We start from the raw sequence: 15,726 nt of genomic DNA on the forward strand, positions 1-15,726 counted from the left end.
CCGTCGTGTGCGGCCCCGCTCAGGCGACGTCGGGCACGGCCGTGGCCGACGGGCCCCGGAAGGTGCGCCGGTAGGCGTTGGGCGTGGTGCCCAGCGTCCGTACGAACTGGTGCCGCAGCGTCGCCGCCGTGCCGAACCCCGTCTGACCCGCGATCGTGTCGATCGTCCGGTCGGAGGTCTCCAGCAGGTGCTGGGCGAGCAGCACCCGCTGCCGCAGCAGCCAGCGGTAGGGCGTCGTCCCGGTCTCCTGCTGGAACCGCCGCGCGAAGGTGCGCGGCGACATGTGCGCCTGTGCGGCCAACTGCTCCACGGTCATCTCCCGGTCGAGGTGCTGCTCCATCCAGGCCAGGGTCGAGCCGACCGTGTCGCAGGCGCTCCGGGGCAGCGGGCGGTCGACGTACTGCGCCTGGCCGCCGTCCCGGTGCGGCGGCACCACCATCCGCCGCGCGAGGGTGTTGGCCGTCTCCTGGCCGTACTCCTGCCGGATCAGGTGCAGGCAGGCGTCGATCCCGGCGGCGGTCCCGGCCGAGGTGACCACCGGGCCCGCGTCCACGTACAGCACGTCCGGCTCCACGACCGCCTTCGGGTAGCGGCGTGCCAGCTCGGCCGCGTGCCGCCAGTGCGTGGTGCAGCGGCGGCCGTCCAGCAGCCCGGCCGCGCCGAGGACGTACGCCCCCGAGCAGACGCTCAGCACCCGCGCACCCCGCTCCACGGCCCGCCGCAGCGCGTCCAGGGCCGCCTCGGGGTACTCCCGGTCCATGACGTGCCCGCTGGCGGGGACGGCGATGAGGTCGGCCTCCTCCAGCCGCTCCAGGCCGTACGGCGTGCTGATGGTGAAGCCCGCGTGGGTGCGCAGTTCGGGGCCCTCGGCGGACACCACCGCGAAATCGTGCACCGGCAGACCGTCGTCGCTGCGGTCGAGGCCGAACACCTCGCACAGCACGCCGAGTTCGAAGGGGTGGACCTCGTCCAGCAGCAGGACGGCGACATTGTTCGGCATGGAGTGAGTGTGGCAGCTATTTGACGTCCCATGGCAGTCCTGCCACTGATGATTCTTGTCCCGGCGGGCCAGAGTAGAGGCATGAACACATTCCTGAACTACCTGGTCGTAGCAGCACTTTTCGCCCTCGTCCTCGCCCCCGTGGCGTTCGGCGTCGCCCGGGAACGCCGCATCGACCGCCAACTGCGGGAGGCGGAACGGGGCCGGCGGGAGCCCGCGCCCCCGCGAACGCGGAGCGCCGCGCGGCCCGTCACGGCCGCACGGCGCTCCCGGCCCGGAAGCTGGGCCGGGGTCTGAGGAACCCCGGGGGCTAGAAGTCGTCGTCGAACCCGACCGAGCCCTCGACGGCCACCTGGTAGGCGGACGGGCGGCGCTCGAAGAAGTTCGTCAGCTCCTGGACGCCCTGCAGCTCCATGAAGGAGAACGGGTTCTCCGAGCCGTACACCGTAGGGAAGCCCAGGCGGGCGAGCCGCTGGTCGGCGACGCACTCCAGGTACTGGCGCATCGACTCGGTGTTCATGCCCGGCAGCCCCTCGCCGCACAGGTCGCGGCCGAACTGCAGCTCCGCCTCCACGGCCTCCTTCAGCATGTCGGTGACCTGCTGCCGGAGCGCGTCGTCGAAGAGGTCCGGCTCCTCCTTGCGGACGGTGTCCACGACCTCGAACGCGAAGTTCATGTGCATCGTCTCGTCACGGAACACCCAGTTGGTGCCTGTGGCGAGGCCGTGCAGCAGACCGCGCGAGCGGAACCAGTACACGTAGGCGAACGCCCCGTAGAAGAACAGCCCCTCGATGCAGGCCGCGAAGCAGATCAGGTTGAGCAGGAAGCGACGGCGGTCCGCCTTCGTCTCCAGCCGCTCGATCTTCTCCACCGAGTCCATCCAGCGGAAGCAGAACTGCGCCTTCTCCCGGATCGACGGGATCTCCTCGACCGCGTCGAACGCCGCCGCCCGGTCGTCCGGATCGGGCAGGTAGGTGTCCAGCAGCGTCAGATAGAACTGGACGTGCACGGCCTCCTCGAAGAGCTGCCGCGACAGGTACAGCCGCGCCTCGGGGGAGTTGATGTGCTTGTACAGCGTCAGCACGAGGTTGTTCGAGACGATCGAGTCGCCGGTCGCGAAGAACGCCACCAGCCGGCCGATCATGTGCTGCTCGCCCGGGGACAGCTTGGCGAGGTCGGCGACGTCCGAGTGGAGGTCGACCTCCTCCACGGTCCAGGTGTTCTTGATCGCGTCCCGGTAGCGCTCGTAGAAGTCCGGGTAGCGCATGGGGCGCAGGGTCAGCTCGAAGCCCGGGTCGAGCAGGTTCTTCTCTTCGGTGGAGCTCATTACTGGCAGGCCTCGCAGGACTCGGGGTTTTCCAGGGAGCAGGCGACGGCGTCCGCCTCGGGGGCCGGCGCCTGCTGGACGGGGACGGGGACGGGGGCGGCGGCCGAGGCCCCGCCGGACGCGGCGCGCGCGATCCGGGTCGCCGGACGCGAACGCAGGTAGTACGTCGTCTTCAGCCCCTGCTTCCAGGCGTACGCGTACATCGAGGAGAGCTTGCCGATCGTCGGCGTCTCCAGGAACAGGTTGAGCGACTGGCTCTGGTCGAGGAACGGCGTACGGGCGGCCGCCATGTCGATCAGGCCGCGCTGCGGGATCTCCCACGCCGTGCGGTACAGCGCCCGCACGTCCTCGGGGATCCAGGCGAAGCCCTGCACCGAGCCGCTCGCCTCGCGCAGCGCCTCACGGGTGCGGGCGTCCCACACGCCGAGCCGCTTCAACTCGTCCACCAGGTAGGCGTTGACCTGGAGGAACTCACCGCTGAGCGTCTCGCGCTTGAACAGGTTGGAGACCTGCGGCTCGATGCACTCGTACACGCCCGCGATCGAGGCGATCGTGGCGGTCGGCGCGATGGCCAGCAGCAGCGAGTTGCGCATGCCGGTCTTCGCGATCCGGGCGCGCAGGGTCTCCCAGCGCTCCGGCCAGTTCAGCTCGGTGGCGTAGTGGTCGGGGTGCAGCACCCCGCGCGCCGCCCGGGTCTCGGACCAGGCGGGCAGCGGACCCGACCGCTCCGCCAGGTCGCAGGACGCCTCGTACGCGGCCAGCATGATCCGCTCGGAGATCTTCGTGGAGAGCGCGCGGGCCTCGGGGGAGTCGAAGGGCAGGCGCAGCCGGAAGAAGACGTCCTGGAGGCCCATCGCGCCCAGGCCGACCGGCCGCCAGCGGGAGTTGGAGCGCCCGGCCTGCTCGGTCGGGTAGAAGTTGATGTCGACGACCCGGTCCAGGAAGGTCACGGCCGTGCGCACGGTGGCGTCCAGGCGCTCCCAGTCGATCGAGCCGTTCGCGACGAACGCGCCCAGGTTGACCGAGCCCAGGTTGCAGACGGCCGTCTCGCCGTCGTTCGTGACCTCCAGGATCTCCGTGCACAGGTTCGAGGAGTGCACGACCCGGCCCGGTTCGGCGGTCTGGTTGGCGGTCCGGTTGGAGGCGTCCTTGAACGTCATCCACCCCTGGCCGGTCTGGGCGAGGGTCCGCATCATCCGGCCGTACAGCTCACGCGCCGGCATCGACTTGCGGGCCAGCCCCCCGGCCTCGGCCGCCCGGTAGGCCGCGTCGAACGCGTCGCCCCACAGGTCGACCAGCTCGGGCACGTCCGCCGGGGAGAACAGCGACCACTCGGTGTCCGCCTCGACGCGGCGCATGAACTCGTCCGGGATCCAGTGCGCCAGGTTCAGGTTGTGCGTACGCCGCTGGTCCTCGCCGGTGTTGTCGCGCAGCTCCAGGAACTCCTCGATGTCCGCGTGCCAGGTCTCCAGGTAGACCGCCGCCGCGCCCTTGCGCCGACCGCCCTGGTTCACCGCCGCCACCGAGGCGTCCAGCGTCTTGAGGAACGGCACGATGCCGTTGGAGTGCCCGTTGGTGCCCCGGATCAGCGAACCCCGGGCGCGGATGCGGGAGTACGACAGGCCGATGCCGCCCGCGTGCTTGGAGAGCCGGGCCACCTGGTGGTAGCGGTCGTAGATCGAGTCCAGCTCGTCCTTGGGGGAGTCCAGCAGGTAGCAGGAGGACATCTGCGGGTGGCGGGTGCCGGAGTTGAAGAGCGTGGGGGAGGAGGGGAGGTAGTCCAGCCTGCTCATCAGCCCGTAGAGCGCGGTGACCTCCTCCAGCGCCCGCACCGACTCGTCCTCGGCGAGGCCCGCCGCCACCCGCAGCAGGAAGTGCTGCGGGGTCTCGACGACCTGGCGGGTGTGCGGGTGGCGCAGCAGGTAGCGGCTGTGCAGCGTACGGAGGCCGAAGTAGCCGAAGCGGTCGTCCGCGCCCTCGGCCAGCGTCCGCTCGACCAGCTCGTCCAGCGCCTCCGCGTGCAGCGCGACGAAGGCGGCGGTACGGTCCGCGATCAGGCCCTCGCGGTGCCCCACGGCGACCGAGGCGGAGAAGGACGTCGCGCCCTGGCCCGCGGCCTCCTCCGCGATCGAGAGGGTCAGCAGCCGGGCGGCGAGCCGGGAGTACGCCGGGTCCTCGGAGATCAGCCCCGCGGCGGCCTCGGTGGCCAGCGTGCGCAGTTCGGCCTCGTCGGAGCGGGCGTTGCGTCCGCGCAGCGCGGCGGCGGCGACCCGTCCGGGGTCGGTGTCGGGAAGATCGGCGGTGAGGCCGGTCAGGGTCCGCAGCAGGGCGGTCCCGGGTCCGTCGTTCGTGCCTGTTCCGGACGGGGTGGAGGCAGCGGATCCGGTGGCTGAAACCGGATCGGCGGGCGCGATGGTCACAGGGCTTTCCCTCGCTCGGCAGGGGCCGGCGGAAGGCGGAGAAGCCGGGCAGCGCGAAACCCGGGCAGGGCGGCACGGCTGACGGCGTCCACCGGCCCATCCGCGAGGCCCGGACGTCTGGCGTCCGGTTCGGTCGAGCCGGACGCGCTGTCGGCAGGTCTTCGGACTTGCAGGTGCGCAGAAGCGCACTGATCACACCGTTGCGGGACAGTTCCGGATTCGCACCGGATTCCCCTGCGGCGACAGCGAGGTCGAGCATACATGTGGGGGCCGCCGGATGATGCGGCCCCCACATGTTGTGTCACGGCGTACCCGGCGCGGCGTACGTCACGTCAGCCGCTCGCTCCCACGCCGTTGTTCGGGGCGCCGTCGCCCGCCGGGGGCAGGTCGCCGCGCTCGACCGGCTGCTGCCCCGAAGCCGGGGCGGCGGGCGGCAGGACCTCGTCGAGTTCGCGGTCGTCGGCGCGGTGGGCGGCCAGGGCCGCCGCGCGCAGCGTCGCCCGGTCCACCTCCTGGCGTGTTCCGCTCACCGTCACCACCAGGCCGCCCTTCTCCCGGGCGTACGCGTGGCCCGCTTCCGTGGCGCTGTACCACTGGTCGCCGTCCCGCTCGCAGGTGGCGGGGGGCTTCCGGCCGGCCGGGTGCGCGGAGGTGTCCGTGCAGTCGGCCACGGCGTGCGGGCGGCGCTCCACCGACAGCTGGATGCGGCCGCCGTCCGGCGAGGTGTAGGCGCTGCCGAACCCGTCGTCGCCGACCACCCCGACCGACTGGCGGGCCAGGGCGAAACCGTCGGCCTCGGTCACCCACACGTGCTCCGGGACGGTCTGCACGGCCCGCGCCCGCGCCTCCAGCTCCGCCCGGTCCGGTGCCGGGACGGCAGAACCGCTCGGGCCCGCCGCCCGCGCGTCGGGCGGCGGCTCGGTGCCGCAGCCCGCCGAGGCGGCCAGGGCCAGGGCCAGGGCCGCCGTGGTGATCGTGCGGACGGGTCGGAACCGGGGCGCCCGGCGATGCGGTGTCATGGGCGCATCCTTTCGTACGGTGAACGGGCGGCGCCCCGGAAGGACGCATGGTCCGGGCAGGCGGACCGGGCCGCCGCCCCCTCCACCGAAGAAGGGGCGACGGCCCGGAATCCAGGACCCCTCGACCGGCCCGCGGCGCTCGGCAGCACCGGCCCGCGGTGCTCAGCAGTACCGGCCCGCGATGCTCGGCAGCACCGGCCCGCGGTGCTCAGCAGCAGCGGAAGCCCTCGCGTGGGTCCGCCTCGCGGGCGTCCATGCGGGCGCGCTCGAAGGCGCGGCGGGACAGGACGGGCGTCTCCGGATCGTGGGCCCGGGCGTGCGCCACGTACCGGTCGTAGACCGATTCGCCGGTCAGCTCACGGACGTACCAGCGGATGCGTCCGGCCACCCGCCGTACGTCCGCGACCGTCATGTCCGGCTCCCCGTCCCCGCGGCCTCCTTGCGCAGCCCGCCCTCGGGGCCGACGCCGGCGGCGGCCAGTTCGGCCTTCTCCTCCTTGGTCGCGAAGAGCGAGGCGGGGGCGACGAGCCTGGACTCGACGAACGGCGTCTCGTGGAGCTTGACGCTCTCCGGGTCGCGGATGGCCTTGTAGCAGACCCGCCCGGCGTCCACGAGCACCACGATGATGAGGAGCGCGAAGAGCGCGCTCAGCACCCCGTCGACGGTGGAGTTGGTGACGACGGTCCGCATGTCGTCCATGTTCTTCGCGGGGGCCAGCACCTCGCCCGCGTCGATGCCCGCCTGGTACTTGTCGCGCTGGGCGAAGAAGCCGATCTTCACGTCGTCGGAGAAGATCTTCTGCCAGCTCGCGGTGAGCGTGACCGCCACGTCCCAGGCGAGCGGGACCGCGGTGACCCACGCCCACTTCAGGCGGCCGGACTTGACCAGCAGAGTGGTGCAGACGGCGAGTGCGACGGCGGCCAGCAGCTGGTTGGCGATGCCGAAGAGCGGGAAGAGCTGGTTGATGCCGCCCAGCGGGTCGTGCACGCCGACCCAGAGGAAGTAGCCCCAGCCGCCGACCACGACGGCGCTGGCGAACCAGACGCCCGGCTTCCAGCTGACCTCGCGGAACGGCTTGTAGGCGTTGCCCAGCATGTCCTGGAGCATGAAGCGCCCGACCCGGGTGCCGGCGTCCACGGTGGTGAGGATGAACAGCGCCTCGAACATGATGGCGAAGTGGTACCAGAACGCCTTCATCGCGGTCCCGCCGACCACCGCGGAGAAGATCTCCGACATGCCGAGCGCGAACGTCGGCGCGCCCCCGGTCCGGGAGAGCAGGCTCGCCTCCTCGACGTCCTTGGCGGCCTGGGCCAGGGCGTCCGGGGAGATGGTGAACCCGAAGTTCGCCACGGCCTGGGAGGCGGAGTGGACGCTGTCCCCGATCACGCCGGCGGGGGCGTTGATGGCGAAGTAGAGGCCGGGGTCGATGATGCAGGCGGCGATCATCGCCATGATCGCCACGAACGACTCGACCAGCATGGCGCCGTAGCCGATCATCCGGATCTGCGTCTCCTTCTGGACCATCTTCGGCGTGGTGCCGGAGGAGACCAGGGAGTGGAAGCCGGAGAGCGCGCCGCAGGCGATGGTGATGAAGACGAACGGGAACATCGAACCGGCGAAGACCGGGCCCGAGCCGCTGGAGGCGAACTCGGTGACCGCGGGCATCTTCAGGGTCGGCAGGGCGACGACCACGCCCAGGGCCAGCAGCCCGATCGTGCCGACCTTCATGAAGGTGGAGAGGTAGTCGCGCGGGGCCAGCAGCAGCCACACGGGCAGCACGGAGGCGAGGAACCCGTACACGATCATCCAGATGACCAGCGTGCCCGGCTCCAGCGTGAAGAAGTCCGCCCACGACGACTCGGCGACCCAGCCGCCCGAGACGATGGCGAGGAGCAGCAGCGCGACGCCGATGAAAGAGACCTCGCTGACCTTGCCGGGCCGCAGGATGCGCAGGTAGACCCCCATGAAGAGGGCGATCGGGATCGTCATGCCGATGGAGAACACGCCCCACGGCGAGTGCGCGAGCGCGTTCACGATGACCAGCGCGAGGACCGCGAGCAGGATGATCATGATGATGAAGACCGCGACCAGGGCGGCGATCCCGCCGACGGGCCCTATCTCGTCGCGCGCCATCTGGCCGAGCGAGCGGCCGTTGCGGCGGGTGGAGAAGAAGAGCGTCACCATGTCCTGGACGGCCCCGGCGAAGATGACGCCGACGACGAGCCAGATCGTGCCGGGCAGGTAGCCCATCTGCGCGGCGAGCACCGGGCCGACCAGGGGCCCCGCCCCGGCGATGGCGGCGAAGTGGTGGCCGAACAGGACCCGGCGGTCGGTGGGATGGAAGTCGACGCCGTTGTCCAGCAGTTCGGCGGGGGTCGCGCGGTTCTTGTCGGCTTTCAGAACCCGGTTGGCGATGAACCGGGAGTAGAAGCGGTACGCGATGGCGTACGAACCGAGGGCCGCCGCCAGCATCCAGGCGGCGGAGACCTCCTCGCCCCGCGAGAGCGCGAGGGCGGCCCAGCCGACGGCGCCGGCCAGGGCGACCAGGCTCCAGACGGCGATGGACTTCGGGGTCGGCGACCGCCGTCCCGACGGCTGTGGAACCGGTGGTGCTGGTGTGGGCGATTCCGGCATATCGATCCGTCCCCTCGCGTGATCACTGTCGTAGCGTGCGCGAAATCTAAGGGGTACGGCCGCTCTCCGGAACCCCTGTCCGCATACCGGTCGCGTATCGCCGATGTCTCCACCGAAGTTCCGCGGTAAGGACACGGACGGGAGGGGGGAGCGGTTCACCGGGGCCCCTCCCGGCCACCGGCCCACCCCGGTCCTCCTCCCGGGAAGCGGGCCGCCCGGACCCGCTCCGGCCGAGGCGACCGAAAAAAAGGCGGCGGCCCGGGGCGGGAAGCCCCGGGCCGCCGCCTGGTCGCGCGCTGGACGTCCTCAGTCGGCCGGCCGCTTCAGGCGGGCCACGAACTTGTAGCGGTCGCCCCGGTAGACCGAGCGCACCCACTCCACCGGTTCGCCCCGGCCGTCCACCGAATGCCGGGACAGCATGAGCATCGGCAGCCCCACGTCGGTGCCCAGCAGCCCCGCTTCGCGCGGAGTGGCGAGCGAGGTCTCGATGGTCTCCTCCGCCTCGGCCAGCCGGACGTCGTACACCTCGGCGAGCGCGGTGTAGAGGGAGGTGTACTTCACCAGCGAACGGCGCAGCGCCGGGAAGCGTTTGGCCGAAAGGTGCGTGGTCTCGATCGCCATCGGCTCGCCGCTGGCGAGCCGCAGCCGCTCGATGCGCAGGACCCGGCCGCCCGTCGAGATGTCCAGCAGCCCGGCGAGGGTGTCGTCCGCCGTGACGTAGCCGATGTCCAGGAGCTGGGACGTCGGTTCCAGGCCCTGGGCGCGCATGTCCTCGGTGTACGAGGTGAGCTGGAGGGCCTGGGAGACCTTCGGCTTGGCGACGAAGGTGCCCTTGCCCTGGATGCGTTCGAGGCGGCCCTCGACGACCAGCTCCTGGAGGGCCTGGCGCACGGTGGTGCGCGAGGTGTCGAACTCGGCGGCCAGGGTGCGTTCGGGCGGCACCGGGGTGCCGGGCGGCATGGTGTCCGTCATGTCGAGGAGATGCCGCTTGAGCCGGTAGTACTTCGGCACGCGCGCTGTGCGCGTACCGGCTCCGGTCTCGCTCCCCGTACTGCCCCCGTCGGCACTCATGGCCCGCCTTCCCGACACTTGCGTTACTGCCGTCACCGGCTCCTCCGTCTGTCGCGGCTCACATGGTGGCACGGTCCGGTCACGGGTCTTCGCCCTCCCTTAGGTGTCGGTCCTATAACGGACGCGAGTGCACTTCTTATACACCCTTGACACCCCTAAAGGTCTAGGCCAAGCTCCGGGTACTGGTCTAAACCATTAAAGACCAGGTCCAGCCCCAGCAGAACTCGTCGAATGTCTTCGCGGTGGGTGGGGTTGCAGCATCCCTGAGGAGGGTTTGACGTGAAGCGCAAGCTCATCGCGGCAATCGGTGTCGCGGGCATGTTGGTCTCGGTCGCGGCGTGTGGTTCCGACGACAAGAATTCGTCCGCCGACCCGAAGGACCGCAAGGAGACCCTGACCGTCTGGCTCATGGGCGAGGCCCAGTCCACCTGGCCGGAGCTGGTCAAGGACGTCAACGCCGAGTTCAACAAGAAGTACCCCGGCGTCACGGTGAAGATTCAGTACCAGCAGTGGGCCGACAAGGTCAAGAAGCTGGACACCTCCCTCGGCGGCGACAAATTCCCGGACGTCGTGGAACTCGGCAACACCGAGACCATGCAGTACATCCTCAATGGTGCGCTCGGAGAAATCGACCCCAAGAAGTACGAGAACTCGGACACCTGGATCAAGGGTCTGAAGGACACGTGCTCCTTCGAGGGCAAGACCTACTGCGTTCCTTACTACGCCAGTGCCCGCCTGGCGGTCTACAACAAGGACATGCTGAAGGCCGGCACCGGCAGCGACGCCCTCCCGCAGACCGAGGACGAGTTCCTCGCCGCGATGGACAAGGTCGCCGCGGAGCTGGGCAAGAAGGACAAGCGCGCCTCCTCCCTCTACTTCCCGGGCCGCTACTGGTACGCCGCGATGTCCTACGTCGCCGCCTACGGTGGCCAGATAGCCACGTACGACGAGGGCAGCAAGGAGTGGAAGGCCGCGCTCTCCACCCCGGAGGCCCAGAAGGGCATCCAGCACTTCGTCGACCTGGTCAAGAAGTACAACAAGGCCGACGTGACGAAGGACGAGCAGGACCACGCCAACGTCATGGCCAACGAGAAGGCCGCCGTCATCTACGGCCAGGCGTGGGAGGCCGGCAGCGTCACGACGGGCGAGAACGGCAACCCGAAGCTCGACGGCAAGATCGCCACGGCCGGTATGCCCGGCCCCGAGGGCAAGGCCCTCCCGTCCTTCATCGGCGGTTCGGACCTCGCGACGATCTCCAAGTCCAAGGTCCAGGACCTCGGCGAGGAGTGGATCTCCCTCTTCACCAACGCGAAGTCCATGGAGGTCCTCGCGTCGAAGAACATCCTCCCCAACAACGAGAAGCAGCTCGAGCCGCTGAAGCAGAAGCCGGAGACCGCCGCCATCGCCAACGCGGTGCCGGACGCCTGGTTCACGCCGATCGCGCCGGGCTGGGCCTCCGTGGAGAAGGAGGAGATCCTCCAGAACATGCTCCTGGAGATCGTCAAGGGCGCCTCCGTCGCCGACGCCTCGAAGAAGGCCGACGACAAGATCAACGCGCTGATCAACAAGGAATCCTGACCTTCCGATCGCCAGGCGGGGGCCCGGCGGCATCGCCGGGCCCCCGCTCCTTTCCCGCAAGTGAACGCCGTGAATTCCGGGGCCCGCCCCGGACCCGCGATGGAAGGTCAGCCACGTGTCTGCCGCTGATACCAAGGCCGCCGGGCCGCCGGTCCCCGTACCACCCGACCCGCAGGCGATCGGCAAGTCGTCCCCCGACGACGACGCGCCCCGGGTGCAGAAGAGGAAGCGGAAGAAGGGCGAACTCCTCCCCTACTTCCTGATCCTCCCGGCGATCGTGGCGATCGCCGCCGTCTACCTCTACCCCCTCGGCAAGACGGTCATCATGTCCTTCCAGGACATGGGCCGCCGCGAGCTGTGGACCGGCGATCCGGCCCCCTGGGTCGGCCTGGAGCAGTTCACCAACATCCTCGGCGACTCCGAGTTCTGGTGGGTCACCTTCCGCACGGTCGTCTTCATGGCCATCTGCGTGACCCTGACCATGGGGATCGGGCTGCTGGTCGCCCTGCTGATGCGCAGGCTCTCCACGTGGGTCCGGCTGGTGCTCACCGCCTGCCTCATCGCCGCCTGGTCCATGCCGCTGATGGTGGCCGCCTCCATCTTCCGCTTCATGGCCGACTCCGACTACGGCCTGATCAACACCCTGATCGCCAAGGTCGTCGGCGAGGACTGGCTCGGACACAACTGGTACCTCAACCCCGTCCAGGGCTTCGGCATCATCACCCTGCTGGTCGTCTGGGGCGCCGTCCCGTTCGTCGTCGTCACCCTGTACGCCGCCCTCACCCAGGTCCCCAAGGAGCTGGAGGAGGCCGCCGCCCTCGACGGGGCCAGCGCCTACGGCATCTACAAGTTCGTCACCTGGCCGGTCATCAAGCCGGTGTTCACCATGGTCACCACCCTCTCGGTGATCTGGGACTTCAACGTCTTCGGCCAGATCTGGCTGCTGCGCGGCAACAAGCCCGAGCCGGAGTACGAGACCCTCGGCCTCTACTCCTACTCCAAGGCGTTCGAGTCCACCTCCTTCAGCCAGGGCACCGCGATCGCCCTGATCACGGTGCTGCTGCTGTCCGGCGTGGCCGTGTACTACCTGCGCCAGCTCATGAAGACGGGAGAGGTCGAATGAGCAGCTCGACCCAGACGACACAGGCGCTGCGGCCCGACCGCAAGAAGAGCCGGCTCCACCTCGACATCCTCGGCCTCGGCATCGCCCTGGTCATGGTCTTCCCGGTCTACTGGCTGGTCATCAGCGCCCTGCGGCCCAACCGCGAGATCCGCAGCTACGACCAGACCCTGTGGCCCACGTCGATCACCTTCGACAACTTCGTCCGGGCCACCGAGCAGCCGAACTTCGCCACCGCCATCCAGTCCAGCCTGATCGTCGCCGTCACCGCGGTGGTCGGCGGCATGATCATCGCGACCCTGGCGGCCCTGGCCATCGGCCGGTTCCGGTTCTTCGGCCGCAAGGCACTGGTCCTGATCATGATCCTGGTCCAGATGCTGCCGCCCACCGCGATGCTCATCCCGATCTACGCCCAGCTCAACGCGATGGGCGGGATCGACGAGTACTGGGGCCTGATCGTCGTCTACCTCGTCTCCACGCTGCCCTTCGCCACCATCATGATCCGCGGCTTCGTCGTGAACATCCCGGTGGAGCTGGAGGAGTCCGCGATGGTGGACGGCTGCACCCGCTTCCAGGCGTTCCGCCGGGTGATCTTCCCGCTGCTGGCCCCCGGGCTCGCCGCCGCGTCGATCTTCGCCCTGGTCAACGCGTGGAACGAGTACCTCTTCGCGTACATCCTGATCAACGACAACTCCAAGTACACGCTGAACGTCTGGCTGATGACGTTCACGACCGAGCGCGGAACGGATTACGGCGCCCTCATGGCGGCCTCGACCATGATCGCCCTCCCCGTCGTCGTGTTCTTCATGATCATCCAGAAGAAGATGGCCGCTGGCCTCACTTCCGGCGCCGTGAAGGGATAGTGCGGGCCCATGACCACCCTCGTCTCCACCACGGACACCCTGACGCGCGACGCGCTCGCGGTGCTCCAGCCGGGGTTCACCGGCACCACCGCACCGGACTGGCTGCTGCGCCGGGTCGGTGAGGGGCTGGCCTCCGTCGGGCTGTTCGGCCGCAACATCACCTCGCCCGAGCAGCTCACCGCCCTCACCGCCCGGCTGCGCTCCGAGCGGGAGGACGTCCTCGTCGCCATCGACGAGGAGGGCGGCGACGTGACCCGGCTGGAGGTCACGCACGGCTCCTCGTTCCCCGGCAACCTCGCGCTCGGCGCGGTGGACGACGTCCACCTCACCCGGGCCGTCGCCCAGGAGCTGGGCCGCCGGCTCGCCGAGTGCGGCGTCAACCTCAACTGGGCGCCGTCCGCCGACGTCAACTCCAACCCGGACAACCCGGTCATCGGCGTGCGCTCCTTCGGGGCCGACACCCGGCTGGCCGCCCGGCACACCGCCGCGTACATCGAGGGGCTCCAGGCCGCCGGCGTCGCCGCCTGCACCAAGCACTTCCCCGGGCACGGCGACACCGCGGTCGACTCGCACCTCGCGCTGCCCCGCATCGACGTGGACCTGGACACCCTGCACGCCCGTGAGCTGGTGCCCTTCCGGGCGGCCATCGCCGCGGGTTCCAAATCGGTGATGAGCGCGCATATCCTTCTCCCTGCGCTCGACCCGGACCGCCCGGCGACCCTGAGCCCGCAGATCCTCACCGGCCTGCTGCGCCAGGAGCTGGGGTACGACGGCCTGATCGTCACCGACGCGGTGGAGATGGACGCCATCGCCGGTACGTACGGCATCGAGCGCGGGTCCGTCCTCGCCCTCGCGGCGGGCGCCGACGCCATCTGTGTGGGCGGCGGCCTGGCCGACGAGGAGACGGTGCTGCGGCTGCGCGACGCCCTCGTCGCCGCCGTGCGCGACGGAGAGCTGACCGAGGAGCGGCTCGCCGACGCGGCCGCCCGTGTACGAGCCCTCGCGTCCTGGACGCGGAGGGCCCGGGGGGATGTCCCGGGGCCGGGCGCGGCAGTGCAGGAGGGGACCGCGCCCGGCACTGGAGTCAGCTCCGACATCGGCCTGGTCGCCGCCCGCCGCGCACTCCGGGTGACCGGCTCCGGCGACCGGCTGACCGGGGCGGCGTACGTCGCCTCGTTCGGGGCCGAGGCGAACATCGCGGTCGGCGCGGAGACCCCGTGGGGCGTCGCCGCCGAGCTGGAGAGGCTCCTGCCCGGTACCGGGGCGGGCGCCTACACCGAGGGGAGCACCGCTCCGGCGGAGGCGGTCCTCGCCGCGGCGGGGGAGCGGCGCATCGTCGCCGTCGTCCGCGACGAGCACCGGCACGCCTGGATGAGCGCGGCGCTCGACGCCCTGCTGGCGGCCCGCCCGGACACGGTCGTGGTCGAGATGGGCCTGCCCCAGGCGGCCCCCCGGGGCGCGCTGCACCTGGCCACCCACGGTGCGGCCCGCGTCTGCGGCCTGGCGGCGGCGGAAGCGCTGACGGGCTGACGCGAGGGCCGGGAACAGGCCCGTCCGGCGATCGAGGACAGAGCCTCGCGCCGGGCGGGCCGCACCCCGCAGGCGCCCGTCTGACCGCACGGCTCAGGGCCGGGACACCGCGACGGTGTCCCGGCCCTGAGCCGTGCCGGGGGAGGGGCGGCCCCTACAGCCCCTGCCACGCGGGCTTGGCCGCGTACGTGGCGCGGAAGTAGTCCGCCAGCTTCAGCTTCGACGCCGCGGCCTCGTCCACCACCACGGTCGCGTGCGGGTGCAGCTGGAGCGCCGAGGCCGGCACGATCGAGGCGACCGGCCCCTCCACCGTCTGGGCGACGGCCTCCGCCTTGCCCTCGCCGGTGGCCAGCAGGATCGGGTGGCGGGCGTCCAGGATCGTCCCGATGCCCTGCGTGATCACGTGGTGGGGCACCTGCTCGATGTCGTCGTCGAAGAAGCGCGCGTTGTCGATCCTGGTCTGCTCGGTCAGCGTCTTGATCCGGGTGCGCGAGGCCAGCGAGGAGCACGGCTCGTTGAAGCCGATGTGCCCGTCGGTGCCGATGCCCAGCAGCTGGAGGTCGACTCCGCCCGCCTCCGCTAGCGCCCGGTCGTACGCCTCACAGGCGGCCTGGACGTCCTCGGCCGAGCCGTCGGGGCCCAGGAAGGACGCCTCGGAGAGCCCGAGCGGCTCGATCACCTCGCGCAGCACCACGGAGCGGTACGACTCCGGGTGGCCCGCCGGCAGCCCGACGTACTCGTCGAGCTGGCAGATCCGGGCGCGCGAGGCGTCCACCGCGCCGGAGGCGACCTTCGCGGCGAGCGCACGGTAGATGGGCAGCGGGGTCGAGCCGGTGGCGACACCGAGCAGGGCGTCGGGCTTGCGGTCGAGCAGTGCGGCGATGGCCTCCGCGATCAGTTCGCCGCCTGCCGTGGCGTCCGGGACGATGACAACTTCCACGCTGTGCCTGCCGATCTGACTAGGGGAGGAGGTGGTATAGACCAATCAATCTCCCAATTTAGCAGAATCGGGCAGCCGTACGGTGAACCCTCCGCAGATCGGCGCCGCGTCGCCCCGGTCCGCTGGCGGTCGGGGCCATTGCCTGGTCGACTTGTCCGGTACGGCGCCGATCGCCCACCCGCGCCCGCGCCGTCCCGTACGCCGACGCCGACAGTCCAGGAGGC

13 protein-coding genes and 1 riboswitch are annotated in these 15,726 nt (G+C 70.6%); of the genes, 5 read left to right on the plus strand and 8 right to left on the minus strand.

Features of this window, described 5'->3' with window-relative positions; genetic code table 11:
- Positions 1-19: 19 nt before the first annotated feature.
- Positions 20-1,000 carry a GlxA family transcriptional regulator gene (locus ACH4K1_RS20520; RefSeq protein ID WP_398090709.1) on the minus strand — a complete coding sequence of 327 codons (981 nt, stop codon included), beginning with the start codon at positions 998-1,000 and terminating at the stop codon, positions 20-22.
- Between the two features lie 81 nt (positions 1,001-1,081).
- Between ACH4K1_RS20520 and ACH4K1_RS20525 the strand changes: the two genes are divergently transcribed.
- Positions 1,082-1,297, plus strand: coding sequence for a hypothetical protein (locus ACH4K1_RS20525; RefSeq protein WP_398090710.1), 216 nt, complete (start codon positions 1,082-1,084; stop codon positions 1,295-1,297).
- A gap of 13 nt (positions 1,298-1,310) precedes the next feature.
- On the opposite strand, the gene ACH4K1_RS20530 is transcribed toward ACH4K1_RS20525, so the two are convergent.
- The 6 genes from ACH4K1_RS20530 to ACH4K1_RS20555 form a co-directional block, all read right to left on the minus strand.
- Positions 1,311-2,327, minus strand: coding sequence for a ribonucleotide-diphosphate reductase subunit beta (locus ACH4K1_RS20530; RefSeq protein ID WP_398090711.1), 1,017 nt, complete (start codon positions 2,325-2,327; stop codon positions 1,311-1,313).
- The gene (locus ACH4K1_RS20535) at positions 2,327-4,747 is read right to left on the minus strand and encodes a ribonucleoside-diphosphate reductase subunit alpha (RefSeq protein ID WP_398090712.1); all 2,421 of its coding nucleotides are present in this window, start codon (positions 4,745-4,747) and stop codon (positions 2,327-2,329) included. Before ACH4K1_RS20535 ends, ACH4K1_RS20530 begins: the two co-directional genes overlap by 1 nt.
- A 134-nt stretch (positions 4,748-4,881) precedes the next feature.
- Positions 4,882-5,023, minus strand: a riboswitch (cobalamin riboswitch).
- Between the two features lie 56 nt (positions 5,024-5,079).
- Positions 5,080-5,766 (minus strand): hypothetical protein, encoded by a 687-nt coding sequence (locus tag ACH4K1_RS20540; RefSeq protein WP_398090713.1) that lies wholly within the window; start codon positions 5,764-5,766, stop codon positions 5,080-5,082.
- A gap of 208 nt (positions 5,767-5,974) precedes the next feature.
- Positions 5,975-6,178, minus strand: a complete 204-nt coding sequence (locus ACH4K1_RS20545) for a YbdD/YjiX family protein (protein ID WP_398090714.1) — start codon at positions 6,176-6,178, stop codon at positions 5,975-5,977.
- Positions 6,175-8,400 (minus strand): carbon starvation CstA family protein, encoded by a 2,226-nt coding sequence (locus tag ACH4K1_RS20550; RefSeq protein WP_398090715.1) that lies wholly within the window; start codon positions 8,398-8,400, stop codon positions 6,175-6,177. The genes ACH4K1_RS20545 and ACH4K1_RS20550 overlap by 4 nt, the downstream gene beginning before the upstream one ends.
- 306 nt (positions 8,401-8,706) lie before the next feature.
- A complete protein-coding gene (locus ACH4K1_RS20555) occupies positions 8,707-9,471 on the minus strand; it encodes a GntR family transcriptional regulator (protein WP_030113615.1) in 765 nt (254 codons plus the stop codon).
- A gap of 279 nt (positions 9,472-9,750) precedes the next feature.
- Between ACH4K1_RS20555 and ACH4K1_RS20560 the strand changes: the two genes are divergently transcribed.
- The 4 genes from ACH4K1_RS20560 to ACH4K1_RS20575 all read left to right on the plus strand — a co-directional run bounded on the left by ACH4K1_RS20560 (position 9,751) and on the right by ACH4K1_RS20575 (position 14,562).
- Positions 9,751-11,049: an extracellular solute-binding protein gene (locus ACH4K1_RS20560; RefSeq protein WP_398090716.1), complete on the plus strand. Its 1,299-nt coding sequence runs from the start codon at positions 9,751-9,753 to the stop codon at positions 11,047-11,049.
- 115 nt (positions 11,050-11,164) lie between these two features.
- A complete protein-coding gene (locus ACH4K1_RS20565) occupies positions 11,165-12,172 on the plus strand; it encodes a carbohydrate ABC transporter permease (RefSeq protein ID WP_398090717.1) in 1,008 nt (335 codons plus the stop codon).
- Positions 12,169-13,032, plus strand: a complete 864-nt coding sequence (locus ACH4K1_RS20570) for a carbohydrate ABC transporter permease (RefSeq protein ID WP_228990243.1) — start codon at positions 12,169-12,171, stop codon at positions 13,030-13,032. The genes ACH4K1_RS20565 and ACH4K1_RS20570 overlap by 4 nt, the downstream gene beginning before the upstream one ends.
- A 9-nt stretch (positions 13,033-13,041) precedes the next feature.
- Positions 13,042-14,562, plus strand: a complete 1,521-nt coding sequence (locus ACH4K1_RS20575; protein ID WP_398090718.1) for a glycoside hydrolase family 3 protein — start codon at positions 13,042-13,044, stop codon at positions 14,560-14,562.
- A gap of 154 nt (positions 14,563-14,716) precedes the next feature.
- Here ACH4K1_RS20575 and nagB read toward each other — a convergent pair whose 3' ends face one another.
- Complete coding sequence (gene nagB / locus ACH4K1_RS20580; RefSeq protein ID WP_145798126.1) at positions 14,717-15,502, minus strand: glucosamine-6-phosphate deaminase; 786 nt, start codon at positions 15,500-15,502, stop codon at positions 14,717-14,719.
- Positions 15,503-15,726: the final 224 nt, after the last annotated feature.

The sequence above is a fragment of the Streptomyces sp. NPDC017448 genome, assembly GCF_044330565.1.
GTDB lineage: Bacteria > Actinomycetota > Actinomycetes > Streptomycetales > Streptomycetaceae > Streptomyces.